This window comes from Frankia sp. CeCAU1 (assembly GCF_977971845.1).
The window spans coordinates 14,678-34,895 of record NZ_CDWWXA010000021.1; the positions used below are offsets into that span (position 1 = coordinate 14,678).

Here is a 20,218-nt window from a genome sequence, read left to right on the forward strand (position 1 = left end):
GCGGTCGCCTCGCTGGTGAACCCGGCGTCGAGCAGGGCGAGCAGCGTGATCGTCGCATCCCGAAGCCAGCAGTACCGGTAGTCCCAGTTGCGCACGCCGCCGATGTGCTCCGGCAACGAGGTCGTGACGGCGGCGACGATCCCTCCGGTCGGGGCGTAGGTGAGCGCCTTGAGGGTGATCAGCGACCGGCGGACGGCCGGCTGCCACTGGCCGTCGTAGGTGCAGCCCGCCATCCAGTCCGACCACCACGCCTCGGTGAGGGTGATCATGCGCCGGACGTCGTGGGACGGCGGGGGAGTCTGATGGGAGGGGGTCCAGGTCAATGAGAACGGTACCGACTGGCCGGCGGCGACGTGGAAGTCGGCGTAGGTGGCCATGTCGTGCCCCTCCATCGGGGCGGTCGTCCGCAGGGTGACCGCATCCGGCCCGGCCACCGCCGACATGGTGTGCTCGTCCACCCGGCGGACCCACGGCACGATGGAGCCGTAGTCGAAGCGAAACCGGGTCTCCGATCGCAGGTGGACCGCGCCTTCGAGGCATTCGACCAGGCGGAGCACGGTGTGCGTGCCTGCGCGGGGAAACATCGCGTCGACGATGCGCACGGTGCCGGACGCGGTCGTCATGTCCGTCTCCAGGACCAGCGTGTCGCCCCGGTAGCGCCGGCTGACGCCCAGGACCGGCTCGACGGGAGCGATCTTCCAGTGGCCCGCCTCGGAGCCGCCGAGCAGGGCGGCGAAGCACGACGGCGAGTCGAATCGGGGCAGGCACAGCCAGTCGATCGACCCGGTGCGCGACACGAGCGCCGCGGAGTGGGTGTCGCCGATCAGCGCGTAGTCCTCGATCAGGGATGGCACGACCTGTTCCTCGCTCCCATGGTCCACTGGTTGTGATCATCGCTGGATCGATGATCGTCGAATAATTGATGATCATCGAGGTCGATGTCATCGGGGTCGCCCGCCGTTGGGCGCGATCGCGGGCACAGCGCCGCCGGTCGACGGTGAACCGGTACGAGCACGCCGCGCAGCGGCGGGCCGGCGGTCACCCGTGGCGGAGGTCGCTAAGCCTCATGAGGGCGTTTACCTTACGGACCCGCTCGGCGGACTACGTTGGGGGTCCGGTCATGGCGGTGCTCCAGCCGTCGTCCGGACCAGATTTCCTTCCCCGATGTGACAGGACTCACCACGTGGCCCCACCGTCGTCACCTGCTGCCGCCCGTGCCGCTCGCTACCTGGCCGACCCTCGGCGCCGGACGATGGTCGTCGTGGCGGTACTCGCCACCATCGGCCTGATCGTTTTCGGGATCTACGCGACGTTGGACGGGCCGCCGCCGCAACAGGAGGCCGTCGTGTACTTCGCCCCGGGAGCCACCGAGGCGCAGAAGGACGCGGTGCGCGCCGCGTGCCCCTCGGTGGGCAGGGCCATCCAGCTGCCGAAGGACCGCAACCAGCTGGCCACCAGCCGGATCTATCCGCTGCGGTACGACGTCGCGAAGGCGTCGACCGCCGACCGCGCGGCCCTGTACAAGTGTGTGTACGCCCAGCCGCACGTACTCGGAATCAATCAGGTCACCCAGGGCCAGTAGATTTTCGCCCATCAGGATCGACTCTTCTCCAGCTCCCGCCGGGCGAGGAGTTCGGCGGGCGTGGGCCGGCCGGCATCGCGGGCCTCCTTCGCCTGCCAGAGACTCACGATCATGGTGGTCAGGATGACGAGCCCACTGAGGATCAGGCTTCCGCCGGACCACCCGGAGGACGCGGGAAGGGTGTCGACCACGATCCACGCGATTCCCGCAGCGATCATCCCCAGCGCGAACAGAATCGTGAACGCCGACGAGAACCGGTTCGCGGCCGCCTGATCGGCGAGGTCGGCGGCCTTGCGCCGGGCCTGCTCGAAACGGCTGCGCGCCCACTCGTACTCCAGACTCAGGATGAAGAACCCGAGCGCCACGACGAGGAATCCCGGACCCGGCAGCGCCAACATCGCGATCCCGAGGCCGAGGACGCCGAGACCCAGTACGGTCAGGGCGATCCGGCGGAACAGGCGGGCGCTTCGGGTCAGCACGTCGGGTAACCCTCCTGAGTGGATCGTGGGCGGGGCGAGGAGAGGGTGCTCTACTGCGACGCTGCTCTACTGCGGCATTGTCCTACTGCGACGTTCTTCCGTCATAACGCGTCACGCAAGAACATCGTGGCGGGGATCTCCTCGACCTCCTCGACCGATACGTGTCGTGATGCCGACACGCCGACACGCCGACGGAGCGCGCGGATCCGCGGATCCCCGCGCTCCGTGGGGTAGGGGCCGGGCGGGCACACCGTCCAGGCGCGGTCGCGGATGGTTGACTACTGTGTGATGGGGCTGGTCATCTGGGCCTTCCTGGGAAGGCAGGCCATCGGAGCGCCGGAGAGGTTGCTGTGGAGATCGAGGAGACCGCGCTGCCTGGCATCGGGCTGCGGCATGACTTCGCGACGCGCAGCGGCCGCCGGCTCGGAGTCGTGTCCCATCATCACGGGCGCCGGGACCTCGTGATCTATGACGCGGACGACCCGGACGCCTCGCGTGAGTCCATCGCGCTGACGCCGGAGGAGGGCGACGTGCTCTCCGAGCTGCTCGGTGCCCCGCGCATCGTCGAGAAGCTCGCCGACCTCAACCGTGCCTTCGCCGGGCTCGTCGGTGAGCAGATCGTGATCCTGCCCGGCTCGCCCTACGTGGGCCGCGAGCTCGGGGACACCCAGGCCCGTACCCGCACCGGCGCCTCCATCGTCGCGGTCGTCCGCGACCAGCAGGTGCTCGCATCCCCGCGGCCGGACTTCCGATTCGAGGCCGGAGACGTCGTCGTTGTCGTCGGTACGCCGGAGAACACCGCATCCGTCGGTATGTTGCTCCGCAACGGCTGACGCGGGCAGGGAGGGCAGTCGGGACCGCGTGCACTCCACCGCGACGACCTTCCTCGAGCTCGGCGGGATTCTGTTTTGCCTAGGAGTCCTCGGGCACCTCGCGCTGCGCATCAGTGTCTCACCGATTCCCCTGTACCTGGTGGGTGGGCTGGCGTTCGGCCGGGGTGGCCTGCTGCCGCTCGGTGCCAGCGAGGAGTTCATCGGGGTCGGCGCGGAGATCGGGGTCGTCCTCCTGCTGCTTACCCTCGGTCTGGAGTACACCGCCGACGAGCTGCTGTCCGGGCTGCGCAGACAGGCGCCGGCCGGGGTGCTCGACCTGGCGCTCAACGCCACCCCCGGGGTCGTCGCCGCGTTCCTCCTCGGCTGGGGCCCGACGGCGGCGGTCGTTCTGGGTGGGGTGACGGCCATCTCCTCCTCGGGGATCATTGCGAAGGTGCTGGGGGACCTCGGGCGGCTCGGTAACCGGGAGACGCCAGTTGTTCTGTCCGTCCTCGTGCTCGAGGACCTCGCCATGGCGGTGTACCTGCCGGTTCTCACCGCGTTGCTGGCCCATCACACGTTCGTGCGGGGATCGCTGACCGTGGCGATCGCGCTCGGAGTCCTGGTGGCGGTGCTCTACATCGCGCTGCGGCACAGCGAGAAGGTCACCCGGCTGGTCTTCAACCCGAAGGCCCACCGCAACGACGAGATCCTGCTGCTCCGGGCCCTGGGGCTGGCCCTGTTAGTCGCCGGGGTCGCCCAGCGTATGCAGGTGTCGGCCGCGGTGGGTGCGTTCCTCGTCGGCATCGCCCTGTCCGGACCAGTCGCCGAGGGTGCAGAGGAGGTCCTGCGGCCTCTGCGCGATCTGTTCGCGGCGGTCTTCTTCGTCTTCTTCGGCATGCAGACCGATCCCGCTGAGATCCCTCCGGCGCTGCTCACCGGGTCCCTGCTCGCGATCGCCGGAGTCGCGACAAAGGTCATGACGGGATGGTGGGCCGCCCGCTCGGCGGGAATCGGGACCATGGGCCGGTTCCGGGCCGGGGCCGCCCTCGTCGCACGCGGCGAGTTCTCGATCGTCATCGCGGGCCTCGCGGTGGCGGCCGGCCTCGAACCCCGGCTGGGCCCGCTTGCCGCCTGTTACGTGCTGCTGATGGCCGTCCTCGGCCCGCTGGCGGCCCGGTTCGTCGAACCGGTGATCCGCACGGCTCGGCGGCTGCAGGCCGCCCGGTCGCCCTAGCGCCGAGCGGGCGGGTGGTGGGCGGGCAACGGTGGACGGGCTGCGGGCGACGGCATCCGCCGCTGACGGCGGGGACGACTTCCCGGCAGCGGTGTCGCTACCGGGACGGCGATGTTTGGGAGTATGCAGCCCATGAGCGGACTTCTCGAAGGTAAGCGCGTTCTCGTCACCGGTGTTCTCACGGAAGCCTCGATCGCATTCAGCGTCGCCCGCATCGCCCAGGAGCAGGGTGCGGCGGTGGTCCTCAGCGGATTCGGGCGGGGGTTGTCGCTGACCCGCCGCATCGCCAAGAGACTGCCCACCCTGGCGCCCGTCGTGGAGCTGGACGTCACCGACGAAGAGCATCTCGCGGGGCTGGCCGGGCAGGTGCTCGAACATGTTGACGGCCTGGACGGCGTGCTGCACGCGATCGGGTTCGCGCCCGAATCGGTGCTCGGTGGGAAGCCGTTCGTCGAGGCGGCCTGGTCCGAGGTCGGCACCGCCCTGCAGATCTCCACCTGGTCGCTGGCGTCGCTCACCCGGGCCGCCCTGCCGTTGTTCGCCGAAAAGGCGTCGATCGTCGGCCTGGACTTCGACGCGTCCGTCGCCTGGCCGTCGTACGACTGGATGGGCGTGGCGAAGGCCGGCCTCGCCTCCGCCACCCGCTACCTCGCCCGTGATCTGGGACCCCGGGGCGTGCGGGTGAACCTCGTCGCGGCCGGCCCGCTGCGGACCATGGCGGCCAAGAGCATCCCGGGCTTCAGCCAGTTCGAGGAGGTCTGGGACGGCCGGGCGCCGCTCGGCTGGAGCGTCCACGACACCACGCCGGCAGCCCAGGCCTGCGTGGCGCTGCTCTCGGACTGGTTCCCGGCCACCACCGGCGAGATCGTCCACGTCGACGGCGGCGTGCACGCCGTCGGGATCTGAGCACGGCGGGCCGTCGGGGTCCGGGCGCGGTCGGGGTCCCGGGACCCGGGTGCGGTGGGGTCCCTGGCCCGGATCAGCCGGCCGTCTCGTCCAGCAGATCCAGGGCCGTTCCGACGATCGTGTCCAGCTCCACCGGTGGGCGGCGACGGTGGTCCCGCGACGAGGCCGTGTCCCGCCGGGCAAGGCTGCCGCTACCGGCGTGGCCGCCGGCGCCGGAGGCCGATGAGCCCGGGTCGGTGTCCCCCGGTGTCCCTCCCGGCGGCCCGGAGGCCTCCGGCAGCGGCGCGCTCGAACCGAGGGCGGAGATGGGATCTCCGTGGACGCCGGCGAGGAAACTCAGGGCACGGGGGTCCCCGTCGACCACCGTCACGATCGGGGTGCGCCGGTCCGCGGGGAACACCTCGGTGAGCAGGGCGTCGGAACCCTCGGCCAACCCGCGCCGGGCCTGCAGCGCGTGGAACATCGCGTTCGGGGAGGTCACGCACACGGCCGTGATCTCCCGGCCGAGGCCGGCGCGTAGCTCCGCCGCGGCGTGCAGCACCTCCGGCATGACCGCACCCACCCCGACGAGGGTGAGCGCGGCGTCGGGACCGCCCTCGTGGAGCCGGTACCCCCCGGCGAGGACCAGGGCCCGGCGTCGGTGCCGTTCCAGCGCGTCCACGGGGACCTCGGCGAGGCGCTGATCGACCTGGCGGGCGGAGAGCCGGATCACACAGGAGGTGCCGTCGAGGCGGGCCAGCCCGCCGAGGCCGGCCAGCAGGCACCAGGCGAGATCGTGCGCGAAGGCCGGTTCCCAGGTCGCGGCCACCGGGGCGGGGACGACGTTGCCACCGTTCCAGGCCAGGTTGCGGACGACCGGGTCGAGACCGGTGTCCGCCACGGCGAGTATCGATCGGGCGTCCGCGGTGGCGCCGGCCATCCAGCCGGGCAGTACCCGTCCGGCCGCCACCTCGTCGGCGACTCCGATGGGCAGCAGCGGCAGACCCTGGCGGCTCCAGGCCACTCCCAGCGAGGCCAGCACCCCGCCGAAGGCCGTGGCCGACAGGCCTCCGGCCACGTGCCGGCCCGGTTGTTCCCCATCGGTCCGGTCCGCCGCGGCCAGCCAGTCGGCGAGGACAGGGTCGGCGTTGCGCGTACTGATGGTCAGCACCGCGGTGGCTGCCTGGGGCGCGAGCCGGGGTAGGTCCCGCAACATCCCGCCGAATGCCTCCTGGGTGGAGATCCACGCCGGGAAGCGGTGGTCGGAGTCGGTCGGCACGGGTGGTGCCGCGCCGAGCGGCACCGGCACCCGGTCCAGGTAACCGGCGACGTGCCGGGCGAGGCGGTGGGCTGCGGCGTCGTCTCCTGGCCGGAGGGCCGGGCGGGTGCCAACGCCGGCGGCCGGCGGCGTGCCCGGTCCGGCGGACGGGGCCGTGGACGCGTGGTCGGCGGTCCGTCCGCCGTAAGTCCGTCCGCCGTGGGCCTGTTCGCCGTGGGAGCGCTCGTCGTGGGAGCGCTCCTCCCGGGCAAGCTCGTCGCTGGTGTAGGCGAACAGGACCGTGGGCCGGTCCGCCGCGACTTCGTCGAAGGCGTCGATCAGCAGGGGAAGGTCGTGGCCACCGAGATCGCGCAGGCAGGCATGGATCTCGTCATCGGTGAGGGTGTCCAGCAGGCGGCTGATGCCGGCGCCGGACGCACCGGGCCCGGCGAGGCGGCGGCGCAGGTCGGTTCCGTGGGCCTGCAGCAGCGCGCGGTACTCGCCCATCGGGAGCTGGTCGAGGCGGTTGCGAAGCGCGTGACCGCCGGGAGCCCGGAAGAGCGCTTCGAGGACGCGTCCGTACCGGACGGTGAGCACCTGCCAACCGGCGGCTTCGAACATGCGCGCCGCGCGGGCGGGCTTGCCGATGCCGCCGACCGGTCCGGCCGGCGCGGAGCCGGACACCGTCACCACCCAGAACAGCTCGCCGAGATGAGCGACCCGCTCATCGGTGATCGTTTCCCAGACGGTCGGGTCGTGCAGCTCGGAGTAGTCGATCAGACAGATCTGCCGACCCTGGGGAGTCCGGTCGAAGCGTTCCCCGGCATAACGGCGTGCCAACGCCGCCCAGACCGTCCCGCTCGGTCCGATGTTGCCGGCGCCGAGGGCACGCAACGGCCGACCATCGGGCCCGGAACGGACTCCGTTCGGACGGATCTCACCCGGCCGGACCTGGGGGAGCCGGTAGACGGCGGGGACGGGCGATGCGGCTGTGGTCTTCTCGGCTGTGGTCTTCTCGGCCGTCGTCTTCTCGGCCGTCGGCCTGGCGTGCGCCAGGACGTGATGAACGGCATGGATCAGCGGGGCGGCGCGTGGAGTCACACTGACGCGGTCCTCGGCGCGCAGGGCGTCGAACCACAGCACCGTGGCGATGCTCGACACCGAGGCCACGGCCGCCCGTTCCGACTCGGCGGCGACCGCGGGCCGCTGCCCGGCGCGTTCGTCCCCGTCGATGATCCGGGACGCGACGCTCCGCAGCCGCCGTTCCACGGCGGCCAGCGCGGCGAGGTCGAGTACGCCACCGGGCGGCCCCGGCATGGCTGGGTCTGGCATGGCTGGGTCTGGCATGGCTGGGTCTGGGGGCCCGGGGATGGCCCGGGCCGCGGCCGGCGAGGTCTGGGTTCCCACGACGTCGTCTCCGTTCGTCGGTCCGGTCGGGGGGCTGGCGTCTCCCGGCGGACCGCCGCCCTCGGCCCGGTCGTCGTGGGTGACCCGGTCGTCGTGGGCGACCCGACCGTCGGTCCCCGGCACGGGCGGATCCACGGACCGGGCCGGGACCGGCCCCGCGGCGTCGTCTGGTGTAATGATCATCTCCCCCCGGCCGGAGCGCGTGTGCGCAGCCTCCACCGGTCTGACATCGGGCCTGCGCATGACCGGCCTACGTCCCACGACTCCGACCTCCCAAAGTCCGGACGTGCGGTGGTGCGGTGCCGGTCGGAGGTTGCGCCGCCGGCCGGATCGGCGGCGCCCGTCGCCGTCACATGGTGTGTCCGCGTCGGTATCCCACCTTCACCACGGTGGCCGTACCATTTCAGCATCCGCTTTCCATCGCGGTGGCGTTGGCCGTCGTGCGTCAGCCCGGTGATGCCGGGACCGCCCTGCCAGGACTGCCGCGGCGGGACTGCCGCGGCGGGACTGCCGCCCCGGCGGTCAGCCGTCCCGGCCGAGCTCGTCGATCCGGATCCGGAGCGCGGGCTCGTCGACCGCTGCCACCTCGACCTCGACGGCCTTGACCCGGCCGGTCGCGCCGCGGACCAGCCGGACATCTCCCCGGCGCACCCGCAGCGCCGCGCACAGGGCCCGCAGGGCGGCTTCGGTGGCCCGGCCGTCGACGGCAGGCTCGGTGACCCGGACGATCAGCAGCGGGCCGTGCAGCGGGTCCTCGCGCCGCCCGCCCACCGCGGTCCGCCCGGCGCCCGGCTGAACTCGGATCATCAGACGCATGTGCGCATCGTCCCCCCGGATCGTCCCGCCCGTGCGATCGTCCCGCCCGTGCGACCGGTCCGCGTGACCGGTCCGCGTGACCGGTTCGGGGCGACACCAGGGAGGACCGCGAGGGTGGCCGAGCCGATGCCGGCCGGCGGTTGAGGCCTCATCGTCGGCGGACACCGGGATTCGACGCGGTGGCCGCTACCATCCGACCCATGGGCGCAAATGAGGGTCGTGTCGCACTGGTAACAGGTGGTAATCGGGGGATCGGCGCCGCCTGCGCCGCCGCCCTGACGGCCGCGGGTGAGCGGGTCGTGGTCGCCAGCCGCGGGGGCACCGCCCCCGCGGGGATGCTGGGCGTCCGTCTGGATGTCGCCAACAGTGAGAGCGTCGACAAGGCGTTCACGGAGATCGAAGCCGAGCTCGGGCCGGTGGAGATCGTGGTGTCCAACGCCGGGATCGTGCGGGACACCCTGCTGGCGACGATGAGCGAGGACGCGTTCCAGGAGGTCGTGGACACGAACCTGCTCGGTGCCTACCGGGTGGCCAAGCGTGCCTCCCGGCCGATGATGCGGCTGCGTCGTGGTCGGCTCATCTTCATCTCCTCCGTCGTCGCCTCCGTCGGCGGCCCCGGCCAGTCCAACTACGCGGCGTCCAAGGCCGGCCTGATCGGCTTCGCCCGTTCCCTCGCCCGCGAGCTGGCTCCGCGCAACATCACCTCGAACGTGGTCGCTCCGGGGCCGATCCGGACCGACATGACCGACGTGCTGACCGAGGCGCAGCGGGAGCAGCTCACCGCCGGCGTCCCCGGTGGCCGCATGGGTGAGGCCGAGGACGTCGCAGCCCTCGTCGCCTTCCTCGCCTCCCCGCAGGCCGGTTACATCAACGGTGCGCTGATCCCCGTGGACGGCGGGCTGAGCATGGGGCACTGAGCTGGGCATGGGGCACCGATCCGGCTGCGCCGTGACCGAGCATGATCGGCGGTGCGGCTTAGGGGACCGTCGTGGCGGCGTGGTGGTGGGTGGGGCTGGTGTGGATGGTAGCGGCGGACAGGCGGCGGATGCGGCGCAGCAGGTGGGCTTCGGCGGCGTGGGCGAGGTCGTGAGCGGCGGTCAGGGTCAGGTTCGCATCGACGGTGACGTCGGCTTCGGCGCGCAGGGTGTGGCCGATCCAGCGCAGCCGCAGTTCGCGGACGGCCTCGATGCCCTCGGTGTGCAGGAGCGCCCTGGTGGCTTCGGCGACCACGGCGGGGTCGACGGCGTCCATGAGCCGGGCCCCGACGACGCGAGCGGCGGAGCGCAGGACTCCGAGGATCGCCAGGGTGATCGCCAGGCCGATGGCGGGGTCGGCCCAGTGCCAGCCCACCGCGACACCGGCCGCGCCGAGGAGCACCGCGAGGCTGGTGAGACTGTCGGTGCGGGCGTGTAGGCCGTCGGCGACGAGGGCGGCGGAGCCGATCTGATGGCCGATCCTGATGCGGTAGCGGGCGACGATCTCGTTGCCGAGGAAGCCGACGAGCCCGGCCACGGCGACCGCTCCCAGATGGCCGACGCGCTGGGGGTGCAGGAGGCGGTCGATCGCGGCCCAGGCGGTGAGCGCACTCGACAGGGCGATCATCGCGAGGACGGCGAGGCCGGCGAGGTCCTCGGCGCGGCCGTAGCCGTAGGTAAACCGGGCGGTGGCCGGGCGGCGTGCCACGGTGAAGGCGATGAGCAGGGGGACCGCGGTGAGCGCGTCGGCGACGTTGTGCAGGGTGTCGCCGAGGAGCGCGACCGATCCGGACAGTGCCACGACGGCGGCTTGCGGGGCGGCGGTCAGCCCGAGACCGGCCAGGCTGATCAGGAGGGCGCGGCGGCCGGCGGTGTCGGCTTCCAACGCGTCGTCGATCTGGTCCGCCGGGTCGTGGCTGTGCCCTCCGGCCAGGTCTGACAGGCCGTGACGAAGCCGCGTCCACCGCCCGCTCGCGTGGTGGTCATGCCGTCCGCCGCGCGGGTGCCCGCCGTGCCCGTGCCCTTGGGCGGGGAGCTCATGCTCGTGGCCGCTGTTCATGTTCCGCGACGATAGACGAAAACGATCAATGCGGCATGGTGGCAGCTGCCATTCCATCGCACCTGCGTCCCGGTGCGTACCGCGGGCCGCTGGCGCCGGTTCGGTTGCTCGTCTGTCCTCAGCCCTTAGAGCAATACCCGACGTGAGACACGCGCCTATTCGACGAGGTGGATGGTGCAGCAGCGGGTGGCGGTGCGGGCGAGTCGGGCGTCGGCGTAGACGAGGGCGTTGGCGAGCATGGAAGCGTCCACTACGACCATCACGTCCCGTCATGGTTCCCGCTCAGGCGGAGCCCGGCAGCGGGCCGCCCCGCGAGAGGTGAGTCCGTCGCGCCGCCGTGACCTACTCGGCACCGGCATCCTCCTTGCCGCCAGCACCGCCACGACTGGCGCCACCAGCCGCGCCGCGCAGATCTCCCGCGCCATCGCCGCGTCCACCCCGGACCCCCTCAGTGTCGCCCAGCTCCACCAGGGCATCCAACGCCTCACCCGGATCTACTCCACGACACCGCACGCGGATCTACTCGGACCCGTCGAACAGGCGTGGGACGATGCGGAAGCCCGGTTGGAAACCAGAGTCACCGGCACCGACCGTCGCGACCTCGAACTCCTCGCCGGCCAATACGCCTTCTACCGTGGTCGACTCGCCTTCGACATGGGCGATGACGACGGCGCGTTGACGTTCTTCGTCCTCGCCGCTCAACACGCCCAGGCAGCCGGTAACCCACTACTTGCCGGATCGGTTGCCACCATGCGCTCCGCCGTGGCCTTCTTCGCCCGCGAGTTCGAGACCGCTGCGGACATCGCCGCCCAGGCCCAGCCGCAGGCGCACCCCTATATCGTCCCGCTCCTCGCCTGCGCACAGGCCCGCGCCTACGCCATCACCAGCCGCGAAGACGAAGCACTAACCGCCTTGCGGACCATGAATGATCATGTCTGGACCGGCAACCGCCTGCCAGGACCTTCACCGATCGACGAAGAGTCCAGCGAAGCTTTCAATGCGGTGGTACTCGGCTATCTCGGCAAGGGTGACGAAGCCGAGCCACACGCCCGCGCATCGTTGGCGATGCTCAGCGGAACCGGACGGTACGTCAGCACCGCCGGTACCACCCCTTGGTCACACATGGCAAGTGGTGTTCGCGTGCCGGAACAGCTGTGAGCAACGGTGGGCGCACATGTCGGTGTGCTGGGCGCGTAGACGACGGTGGTCCTGCTTGAGGTTAGGCGGCGGGTGGTCGCCGGACGAGCACGCCCGCGATGAGGGTGGCGACCGCTGGCGGGACGGGCGGGGCCTCGGCGAGCGTCTCGGCCATCCAGCGCGCTACCGCGTCGGCGTCATCGCCGTCCGATTCGGCATCGTGGGCGTCGCGTGTCCTGGCGGTAGAGCGGAGCGTCGGCCCGCTGGCGTCCGGCGCCGCTGTGAGGTCGTCTCTGTCCGTGCCCGCCGTGCCCGCCGTGCCCGCCGTGCCCGCCGTGCCGGTCTGCGGTGGCCCGTCCCCGGTCTGTGCTGGCTTGTCGTGCGAATCGGCGGAGGCAGGACGGCGGAGGCGGGACGGATCGACCACGGCACCTCACACAGAACGGGCGGGAGGAATTCGGCGTATAAACGCTAACCGCACCATCCGTTTCTGCCAAGCGCGCGCATTCCGCCGGCCACTCCCGCCCATGACCATGATTAGATACGATGCCGGTAATGGCACTGAGTCTTGGCCCACTTGGGTACGGGTCAGATGTCCGCTGATCTGCACCGATGCGCCAGTCCGGGTGTACCCGCTAAGCAGGTACGCCGTTAGGGTCTCCGTTGGGGCCGCGCACAGGGCATCGGTTAGGACATGCATCAATCAGGACATTTCCTCGCAAAAGCGGCCCGGGTATGTGAGTGAGATCACAGAGGAAAAGGGTTCTCTGTGGCCCTGCTGGCACCCTCTGCGGGCCGCATGCCGTCCGTGCCAGATGTCGCTGTCAGGGAAGGCCGACCGTCAGGGCTATCGGATGCCCGTAAGACGCGCGAGTCGTCCTGCCTCCGGAGAACGGCACGGAAAGGGGCCACGTCGCATATCCGCGGCCCGCATTTATACTTTGAACAGTACCCGTTGGGTATTTAAGTCGCGGAGTGCTTGGGTGGGTGTGAAAGGTGCTGTGACCTGCGCCGGCGCGGTATTTCGGACCCGCCCATCTTTATGGGTGGTCCGATGGGCGATCCGGTGGGGGATCCGGTGGGCGGACAGACAGGATGCCGGACAATTCCATTAAATGGGGCGTAGCGGACATGTGGGAGGCTCTCGCGCGTCGGTGCCCAGCGGCCGGGGCCACGGCCGTCCAGATGTGAACACGTGACCTGTAGAGGTACGAGTCGGGCTGTGCTCGGGTAGTACCAGCGGGCGTGCGACCTGCGCCAGCAGGCACCGCCGGGTAGCCGCTCAGATGGGGGACCGGCACGGAGACCGGTACGGCCACCCGACAGGCAGGGGGTTTGCCGTCGCCCTCCCGTGCACTCTCCCGGCTGTCACTCGTGGCGGCCTGGGACACACCAGACGATCTCGACGGAGGGGGCCAGAAACGCGTACGTCGCATGCGCGCGGTCGACGCTGGAGAAGCTGGCCCACAGGTTGCCGTCCGGGCTCACGACGTTGACATGGTCGCGGCAGTCGAGCCCCCACGCGAGGATCGGGGAGTCGTCGTGGTCGGCACCGTCGTCGACAAGCGCGAACAGGCGTGGTGCCTGCCGGGCAACGAACGCCGTGAGTGGTTCCGCTGGTCCGGGCGCAGTGGCGGGCGGTCGTGGGTCGGTCTGTCCATCGTCGCTGGTCGCGGGATGGTGGAGGCTGTCAAGTGTCATGGGTGCTCCTTCGTGCTGGCTGGGTGTGCGCTGTGTGGGGTAAGGGTCGGCGAGACCGAGAACGGCCGAGGCCGCCGCGTCAACCTGGTGACGGGCGGCTGTGAGGTGACCGGCCCCGACCCGCTCGGCGTGGTCGTAGGCGTCCAGGGCGTCGCAGAGCGCGGCCCATCGGCGGGAGGCCGGATCGATCGGGGGGACGAACAGACCGAGTACCTGCGCGATCTGGTCGGCTGGTACCAGCTTGCGCATCCCGGCCAGCAGCACCACAGGTCGCAGGTGCTCAGGCACGGCAGAGCGGACGATCGTCATCGGCGGGTCGCCCCCGGCTGGATGCCGCGGTGGCGGGTGCCGGTGTGGTGCCAGTCGGTCCTGCCATGCCTGGGGGATGGGCGGTGCCAGTCATCGAGGCCGCGTAGACGGTCGATGACCCGTTGTAGGGTGGCCGGATCGTTGCGGAAGGTGACGGGGGCGGCGGGGGCTGGTACGGGCGCAGGTGCACGGGTCGGCAACGCCGCGGTGCTGCCGGTGGGGACGGTTGGCGTCGCGGCCGGGAGCTGTGCCCAGACCACCTTCCCGCCGGTCCGGCCCAGATACCAGGCCCATCGCAGGCTGACCGCGTCCACCAGCGCGAGGCCGCGCCCGTTCTCCTGGTCCGGCTGCGCGACAGTCAAGACGGGTGGGGCTGTGCTGGCGTCCCACATCTCCACGGTCAACACTGCGTAGCAGACGGTCAGCCGCAGCGCGACGCCGCCATCCGGGTGGCTGGTCTTCACAGCGTTGGAGGCCAACTCGCACGCGACGAGTTCGGCCACGTCAACGGTGTCCGCGTCGACCGACCAGGCCGTGAGCGTGCGGACCGTGCTCGCGCGAGCGTCGGGAACAGCGGCAGCGATCGACGGGAAGTGCGCCACGGCTACCCGGATCACGGGCGACGGGTCGGCGTTCACGCTGAGCCCCTGATCGTGCCCGGCCGCAGTCCGGCCACAACATCACACACAAGATCTCCCCGCCCCGTTGTCGCTGGCTTGGCGCTGTCCCCACCGGGCCTTGCCTTGCGGCGGTTCCTCCGGCGGGGACAGCGGATTGTGTGGAGGGCAGGCCGCGCCGCCTGTTGACCGACGTCCACCCGCGTCGCCCCCTGTCATCTCGCCGGGCCACGCGCGTCTGGAGGCGAGGCCCCTGATTGCCACGGATCGTGGCGATGTACTGTCCCGTAGCATGCCCCCGCATCATGCTGTTTTGCAAGGTATGCATGGGCATCCTTTGCGGAAGGCTGTGGGGTAGCACGTCACAGGGGGCAGAGCGCCGCCTGGAAGCGAGAGGAGCACTCTGTGCCGAGGCAACGTCAGGCACCGCCGACGGTGCGGTCCCGTCGGCTGGCGTTCGAGCTGCGCCGCCTACGCGAAGCCGCTGGTCTCACCCGGGAGCAGGTCTCCGAGGAGACCGGGATCAACCCCGCCACGCTCTACCGGCACGAGACCGCCACCGCCAGCTCCCGCCCCCAGCGCCGCACGATGATCGCGCTGCTCAACATGTACGGCGTTACTGACCAGCAGCGCGCCGACCTCCTCGCCCTGTCCCGAGAAGCCGACGCACAGGGCTGGCTACGGCCCTACCACGCCGAGCTGCCGGAGCACTACACCGCCTACATCAGCTTCGAGGCCGAAGCCCGCACCGTCCGCAACTACGAGTCCCTGTTCATCCCCGGCCTGCTCCAGACCGAGGACTACGCGCGTGCCGTCATCCGCGGCAACCTACCCATGGCCAGCCAGACCGAGATCGACCAGCGTGTCCAAGCCCGAATGGAACGCCAGGCCCTGCTGGCCAAGGAGGACCCGTTGCGCCTGTGGGCCGTCGTTGACGAGGCCGCTGTTCACCGCCAGGTCGGCGGGCCGAAGGTCATGCATCGGCAACTGGCCAGGATCACCGAGGCTGCCGGCGAGCCGCACATCACGGTCCAGGTCATCCCGTACGCGGCCGGCGCGCACGCCGGCATGCTCGGGTCGTTCGTGCTCATGGACTTCCCGAACTCGGCCGACCCTGAGATCATCTATGTCGAGAGCATGGCCGGCGACCTGTTCCTGGAGGCCGAGGCCGACATCCGGCGGTATAGATTGTCCTTTGACAACCTTGCTGCCGTGGCACTCAGCCCTGACGACTCGACGAGCCTGATCGCCAGCCTGGCAGCGGAGGGTAAGGAGTGAGAAGGTGCGGACCGTGCAGCAGGTGGATCTCTCCGCAGCAGTGTGGCGCAAGAGCAGCTACAGCGGCGGCAACGGCCAGTGCGTTGAGGTCGCCTTCCTGGACGCCGGGCTAGTCGCTGTGCGTGACTCCAAAAACCAGGGCGGACCTGTTCTGATCTTCACTCCGGGCGAATGGGATGCGTTTCTCGGCGGTGCGAAGGACGGAGAGTTCGAGCGGCCGTAGGCGCCCGCTGTAGAACAGCGAGTGGAGTAAGGCCATGCCACAGAGGGGCCGCACCGACGGCATCGCGTGCGACAGCAGCTCTTGGGCGCAGTCGGACGGGAGAAGGTGTTCTCATCGGTCAGGAGACGATCTCCCGTAGCAGTTTGTCGAGCGAGCCCGCTCCGGCGTCGCGCGTCGGTCCACTGCCCTGAGTACCAGGACGCAGCAACGACCGGTCCGCGCAGGCGGCCCGCAGAAGCGCGACCAGGCCATCCACGTCATCGTGGACGATGTGGTGGAAACGGGCGGCACCCGGGATCGCCAGGAGTGCCGCTCCGGACGGGCAGATCGCGATGACCGGAATGCCAACGGCAAGGCAGTCATACGCCTTGGCCGGGATACGTGACTCCACGGCGCTGGCGTGGTCGAGGGTGATGACCGCGGCATCCGCGCGGGCGAGTCTTGCGTAGAGCGCGGGGCGGGAGATGGCGGGTTCGCGGGCCGCCCGGACAGCGATGGTGGCGGCTGCGTCCCCAACGACGGTGAGCGTGGCGGTCTCCGGTCCGACGCGGTCGAGCGCGGTGGCGAGGATGCCAGGCCCGTTGCGTCCATACCAGTAGCCGCCGAAGACGAGATCGAGCGGTGTGCCGTCACGGCGCCGGTCTGCCATCGGTTGCGGCACGCCGGCCAGGTCGGCGGGATCGAACCCGTTCGGAACCGAAAAAATCTTGTCGTTTGGCACTTCCAACCGTGCGGCGAGCAGGCGCCCGAAGGCAGGGCCTCCCGCGAAGGTCACGGCACGGGCCCGTCGGAGGGCGACGCTTTCCAGAGCTCCGGTGATCCGCGCCAGCGCAGGGGGGTGCGCTCGGGCGCTCCACGGATCGCGGTAGTCCACGACAACGGGCAGACCGCGGCGGATCAACGTCGCGGCGGCGAGGAGGGAGAACGGGGGGACGGAGACGACAACCACGCCGTGGCGCACAGCTCGCAGCGCTGGCAGCGAGCGCCAAGCCACGGCTGGCCGCACGTCGCCCTCGATACCCGCCTGCTCCAGCGCCTGGCCGACTGACGGCGGCAGGCGATCCACGACGGCTTGGATCGGCGACCGCCGCGCCGGTGGCACGTCAAGCACATCGACGTGCCAGCCGCGAAGGGTCAGACCTGCCCGTAGCGCGGCAACGCGGCTGCTGACCGCTCCAGGTGCGGCAACGCCGGTCGTCACGAAGGTGACCTGATGTGGCACCTACATCGTCGCCGTTGTGGTGGGTGAATCCTCCAGATCGGAGTTCCTGGCGTCCTCCGAGCGGCCGTAGGCCCAGATCCTGGTGGGTGTGCCGAGCAGACGCAGCGGATGGGCGCCAAGGAGGGTCAGCCCGCGCGGGTTCCTGGGTACCGGTGGTGGCACGAGGACGACGACCCGTCCGCCGGGACGGGTGATCCGGGCGAACTCGCGCAGCGCGTCACGCAGCCAGGCATGCGGGTCCCCGTCAACCGTGAACTGTTTCCCGAACGGGAGGTTGCTCACGACAGCATCGAAACCGCCGTCGGGATGCGGCAGCTTCAGCGCGTCCGCCTGCTCCAGGCGGATTCCCGGGAGGTTCGTGCTGGCGATGTCGACCGCCTCCGGGTCGACGTCCGAGCCACGCGCCTGCCAGCCGAGGTCGAGCGCTTCGCGGATGATCGTTCCTGACCCGCAGCAGGGGTCCAACAGTTCGCCGGGGTTCTGCCCAGCCAGGCGGACCATCGCGGCGGCGACGACTGGGCGCAGTGCCCCGTGACGTTCGCTTTCCCTGCCCTCGCCGTGTTGTCGCATCCGCCGGTCGGACAGCCGCAGGCCGGCGAGGAAGTGGCCCTTGCGGTATTCGAGTACCCAGATCTCCAACTCCGCCGGGTCGGCAGGGCGCCACCGCGGCCGATGCGTGGCGATCGTGTCAGTGACGGCACGGCGTAGTTCGGTCCGCTTGAAACGGCGTTCGTCCAGGACCCTGGTGATCACGCGATAGGTCATCGCGGAGCCAAGGTGGCGGACGAACCGGGCCCAAACCGACAGTGCCCGTTCCAGGCCGGTACGGGTGACGAGCGCCGCGGCAACCTGACGAGGCCCTGCGTTGCCGTCCGCTTCGCCGATCGTGGTGAACACGTCCTCGGCGAGCCTGAGATCAGACAGCTCCCACTGGGCTCCTCGGCGTGCCTGGAAACGGACGATGTCGGCGCGTCCGTCGAAGCCGGGCTTGTCGTCGGGGTCCAGGTCCGGATGGTCGGTGATCTCGGACGACAGGAGCCCGCCCAGGCCGGGCAGGGTGGCAGCGAGGAACCCGGGGACACCCGGACGAGACTCTGCCGGGTGCCGCGTCCTTTCACGGTGACCGGCCATGACCCCCAACCTACCAATGATCTGTCGCAGGTCGGTGAGCCCTCATCCCGGGGCCAGAACTTCGCGGAGATGCCGAGGGGAAGCGCCAAGATCGAACTTGTACGGCTCGTCACCCCGCCCCATCTCGATCAGGCTGACTCCTTCCTGGATCGCGGCGGCGGCTGCTTCGGCGAGAAGCTGGTGGCTCGGGCAGTAGCCGGCGAACTCCGGGTCGAAAGTGCTCATGTAGAGCAGGTCGGCCGAGCCCAGCCGGAAGTACAGGGCCTGCGCGATGGGGCGGTCCAGGTACAGAAGCTGGGCAAGCAGGCAGCGGCCGGTCCGGGCGAGCCCGCTGGCGGCGGTGGCGAGGAACTCGGGGAAACGAGGGTGGCGGTCCATCACCGGGAGTTCGTCGAACCTGCCGCGCGTCCGCCAGGCGGCGAGCCGGGCGGCGACGAAGTCGGGGATCGCGTCGTGGAGCTGGACGGGTTCGGTGATCCTGGTCATGGTGAGAGGGCCGGACCGCTCGCAGGCGCGGCGCAGCCGGCGCAGTTCCCGCCAACGGCCCCGAGACCAGCCGGGTATGCACGCCAGCGAGCCCCACGCCGAGTCCGGTTCGCGCAGGTGCAGGACCGGCGCAGGAGTGCCGGGTCGGTTCGGCGCGAAATCGACCAGGACACCGGCCGGCCGGACGTCGGTCAGGAGAACCGACGCCGTCGACGGCGACCGCGAGACGATCTCCTGGACGAGCCGTGCCACGGCTGGCCCGGCGTGCGGTGACTCCGGCCGTAACCGGACGTCGTGCTCGTCCCCGAGTGGGCTCCCCGCCCAGGTCAGTCCGTTCGCGCCGGCCGTCAGCGGCAGAATCCCGAGCGGACCGCTCTCGGTGGAGTTGGCGACCAGCAGCCGAGGCGAGCCGAGATCGGGAAAGAACCGCCAGGCGGCGAGGCACCAGGCCGGCGAGGTGAAGATGCCGCTGGCACCGTCGGCCGGCATCTCCTCCCAGACCGGAGCGTAGGCGGTGGCCTCCGCGAGCGTCGTGCACGTCGTGACGTCAATCACGGGCTGACTGGAACGGGCTGTAGTCGAAGCGGCCGAAGTAGTCGCGGAGCAAAGGAATGATCTGTTCCTGGCCGGAGAACGCCAGCTCCCGCCCTCGGATCTCGTTCTCCCAATGCACGGGAGTGGTCCAGATCCGCTGGTCGGAACGCCACGTGGTGGCCACCGGAGCCGGGACGAACTCGACGAGCGACAGCCACACCTGCTTGGGGACGAACAGCAGCTCGTCGTCCTCGTGGAACACCAGCCAGCGGTGCTTCTCGTATCCGGGATACCGCGGTGTCAGCGGTCCGACGTCCACGTCGAAGGTGCACTCGATCCACACGGATGGAACTTCGACGTAACCGCGGCGGGCCACCCTGCTCAGCTCTCGGCACACTGCGATCGGGTCGCGAACGTCCTCCAGGGTCTGTCCGCAGAAGGCGAAGTCGAACGACTTGTCGTCGAACGGCCAGGGGGTGTCGCAGATGTCGAACTGGTGCCACGTCGAGGCGTCGTACCGCTCGGGTCCAGGGCCCAGGCGACCGCCGCCCGCGCGGGTGTCGTACGGCAACAGGTCCACCACGTGGTCAGCGCGGTTGAGTGGCTTCCACCATCCGCCGACGTCGACTACCTGATCGTCAGGGCTGACGCGGGCCAGCGCCGCGGCGAGATTGTCCGGATGTGGGTCAGGAAAACGGATCAGATCCATATCACCCGGATGCTACGATCCTCCCGTCCTGATGCCAAGGGTAGTCAGGTTGTGACGGGGGATGGATGGTGGGCGGTGGCCGGGACCAACGGGTGCTCTTCCTCACCCATCACCTCCCGTGGCCAGCGTCCAGTGGCGGGCGGCTACGCGAAGCCCAGCTCCTGGAGCGGCTTGCCCACCGATTCGATATCGATCTTGTCGCGATCTCGAAGGTTCCGGAGGCTGACCGCCGCGCGGTCGACGAGGCTCTTGTCCGGGGAATTCGCGCGCAGGTCTTCGCGGCGCACCAGTCGCCTCGCCCGCGTCTCAGCCCGCATGTCAGACGGCATCGGTCCGCCAGTGCGCGTGCTCACCTCGCTTC

Annotated in this window: 21 protein-coding genes; 8 read left to right on the forward strand and 13 right to left on the reverse strand. The window is 70.4% G+C overall.

What is annotated here, in order from left to right; translation table 11 throughout:
- Window positions 1–854: glycoside hydrolase family 15 protein (locus AC08OO_RS06310; protein WP_476618316.1), on the reverse strand; the 854-nt coding region annotated here is incomplete at its 3' end.
- A gap of 329 nt (window positions 855–1,183) precedes the next feature.
- Here AC08OO_RS06310 and AC08OO_RS06315 point away from each other — a divergent pair.
- Window positions 1,184–1,582 (forward strand): hypothetical protein, encoded by a 399-nt coding sequence (locus AC08OO_RS06315; protein WP_023840386.1) that lies wholly within the window; start codon window positions 1,184–1,186, stop codon window positions 1,580–1,582.
- Window positions 1,583–1,593: 11 nt separating this feature from the next.
- On the opposite strand, the gene AC08OO_RS06320 is transcribed toward AC08OO_RS06315, so the two are convergent.
- On the reverse strand, window positions 1,594–2,061 hold the full coding sequence (locus AC08OO_RS06320; protein WP_476608006.1) for a PGPGW domain-containing protein: 468 nt from the start codon (window positions 2,059–2,061) through the stop codon (window positions 1,594–1,596).
- Window positions 2,062–2,411: 350 nt separating this feature from the next.
- On the opposite strand from AC08OO_RS06320, the gene AC08OO_RS06325 reads away from it, so the two are divergent.
- From AC08OO_RS06325 to fabI, 3 genes are all read left to right on the forward strand, one after another.
- Window positions 2,412–2,894 (forward strand): cation:proton antiporter regulatory subunit, encoded by a 483-nt coding sequence (locus tag AC08OO_RS06325; protein WP_011436328.1) that lies wholly within the window; start codon window positions 2,412–2,414, stop codon window positions 2,892–2,894.
- A gap of 28 nt (window positions 2,895–2,922) precedes the next feature.
- Window positions 2,923–4,110, forward strand: coding sequence for a cation:proton antiporter (locus AC08OO_RS06330; protein ID WP_043591809.1), 1,188 nt, complete (start codon window positions 2,923–2,925; stop codon window positions 4,108–4,110).
- Window positions 4,111–4,242: 132 nt separating this feature from the next.
- Window positions 4,243–5,016 carry an enoyl-ACP reductase FabI gene (fabI, locus tag AC08OO_RS06335; protein ID WP_023840387.1) on the forward strand — a complete coding sequence of 258 codons (774 nt, stop codon included), beginning with the start codon at window positions 4,243–4,245 and terminating at the stop codon, window positions 5,014–5,016.
- A gap of 73 nt (window positions 5,017–5,089) precedes the next feature.
- Here the strand turns inward: fabI and AC08OO_RS06340 are convergent, their stop codons facing one another.
- Together AC08OO_RS06340 and AC08OO_RS06345 are read right to left on the reverse strand one after the other, a co-directional pair.
- On the reverse strand, window positions 5,090–7,783 hold the full coding sequence (locus AC08OO_RS06340) for a pyruvate dehydrogenase (protein ID WP_476618317.1): 2,694 nt from the start codon (window positions 7,781–7,783) through the stop codon (window positions 5,090–5,092).
- 399 nt (window positions 7,784–8,182) lie between these two features.
- A complete protein-coding gene (locus AC08OO_RS06345) occupies window positions 8,183–8,476 on the reverse strand; it encodes a DUF167 domain-containing protein (RefSeq protein ID WP_011436332.1) in 294 nt (97 codons plus the stop codon).
- 200 nt (window positions 8,477–8,676) lie between these two features.
- On the opposite strand from AC08OO_RS06345, the gene fabG reads away from it, so the two are divergent.
- Window positions 8,677–9,393: a 3-oxoacyl-ACP reductase FabG gene (fabG, locus tag AC08OO_RS06350; RefSeq protein ID WP_476609342.1), complete on the forward strand. Its 717-nt coding sequence runs from the start codon at window positions 8,677–8,679 to the stop codon at window positions 9,391–9,393.
- Between the two features lie 58 nt (window positions 9,394–9,451).
- Here fabG and AC08OO_RS06355 read toward each other — a convergent pair whose 3' ends face one another.
- Window positions 9,452–10,510 (reverse strand): cation diffusion facilitator family transporter, encoded by a 1,059-nt coding sequence (locus AC08OO_RS06355; protein ID WP_035913003.1) that lies wholly within the window; start codon window positions 10,508–10,510, stop codon window positions 9,452–9,454.
- 318 nt (window positions 10,511–10,828) lie between these two features.
- Here AC08OO_RS06355 and AC08OO_RS06360 point away from each other — a divergent pair, with 318 nt between their 5' ends.
- Window positions 10,829–11,668: a hypothetical protein gene (locus tag AC08OO_RS06360; RefSeq protein WP_476609343.1), complete on the forward strand. Its 840-nt coding sequence runs from the start codon at window positions 10,829–10,831 to the stop codon at window positions 11,666–11,668.
- A 61-nt stretch (window positions 11,669–11,729) separates the two neighbouring features.
- Here the strand turns inward: AC08OO_RS06360 and AC08OO_RS06365 are convergent, their stop codons facing one another.
- The 3 genes from AC08OO_RS06365 to AC08OO_RS06375 form a co-directional block, all read right to left on the reverse strand.
- Window positions 11,730–12,074 carry a hypothetical protein gene (locus AC08OO_RS06365; protein ID WP_476609344.1) on the reverse strand — a complete coding sequence of 115 codons (345 nt, stop codon included), beginning with the start codon at window positions 12,072–12,074 and terminating at the stop codon, window positions 11,730–11,732.
- 941 nt (window positions 12,075–13,015) lie between these two features.
- Window positions 13,016–13,636, reverse strand: coding sequence for a hypothetical protein (locus tag AC08OO_RS06370; RefSeq protein WP_476609345.1), 621 nt, complete (start codon window positions 13,634–13,636; stop codon window positions 13,016–13,018).
- 17 nt (window positions 13,637–13,653) lie between these two features.
- Window positions 13,654–14,295 carry an ATP-binding protein gene (locus tag AC08OO_RS06375; protein WP_476609346.1) on the reverse strand — a complete coding sequence of 214 codons (642 nt, stop codon included), beginning with the start codon at window positions 14,293–14,295 and terminating at the stop codon, window positions 13,654–13,656.
- Between the two features lie 384 nt (window positions 14,296–14,679).
- On the opposite strand from AC08OO_RS06375, the gene AC08OO_RS06380 reads away from it, so the two are divergent.
- A complete protein-coding gene (locus tag AC08OO_RS06380; RefSeq protein WP_023840392.1) occupies window positions 14,680–15,552 on the forward strand; it encodes a helix-turn-helix domain-containing protein in 873 nt (290 codons plus the stop codon).
- Between the two features lie 13 nt (window positions 15,553–15,565).
- Entirely contained in the window at window positions 15,566–15,775 is a 210-nt protein-coding gene (locus AC08OO_RS06385; RefSeq protein WP_035734520.1) for a DUF397 domain-containing protein, read from the forward strand.
- 118 nt (window positions 15,776–15,893) lie between these two features.
- Here the strand turns inward: AC08OO_RS06385 and AC08OO_RS06390 are convergent, their stop codons facing one another.
- The 5 genes from AC08OO_RS06390 to AC08OO_RS06410 all read right to left on the reverse strand — a co-directional run bounded on the left by AC08OO_RS06390 (window position 15,894) and on the right by AC08OO_RS06410 (window position 20,210).
- Window positions 15,894–16,997: a glycosyltransferase gene (locus AC08OO_RS06390; protein ID WP_476618318.1), complete on the reverse strand. Its 1,104-nt coding sequence runs from the start codon at window positions 16,995–16,997 to the stop codon at window positions 15,894–15,896.
- Window positions 16,998–18,128, reverse strand: coding sequence for a TRM11 family SAM-dependent methyltransferase (locus AC08OO_RS06395; protein ID WP_023840395.1), 1,131 nt, complete (start codon window positions 18,126–18,128; stop codon window positions 16,998–17,000). It abuts the gene before it with no gap.
- A gap of 42 nt (window positions 18,129–18,170) precedes the next feature.
- Window positions 18,171–19,169 (reverse strand): GNAT family N-acetyltransferase, encoded by a 999-nt coding sequence (locus AC08OO_RS06400; protein ID WP_023840396.1) that lies wholly within the window; start codon window positions 19,167–19,169, stop codon window positions 18,171–18,173.
- On the reverse strand, window positions 19,162–19,857 hold the full coding sequence (locus tag AC08OO_RS06405) for a class I SAM-dependent methyltransferase (protein WP_043592015.1): 696 nt from the start codon (window positions 19,855–19,857) through the stop codon (window positions 19,162–19,164). The genes AC08OO_RS06400 and AC08OO_RS06405 overlap by 8 nt, the downstream gene beginning before the upstream one ends.
- 143 nt (window positions 19,858–20,000) lie before the next feature.
- Complete coding sequence (locus tag AC08OO_RS06410; protein ID WP_160323737.1) at window positions 20,001–20,210, reverse strand: hypothetical protein; 210 nt, start codon at window positions 20,208–20,210, stop codon at window positions 20,001–20,003.
- Between the last annotated feature and the right edge of the window lie 8 nt (window positions 20,211–20,218).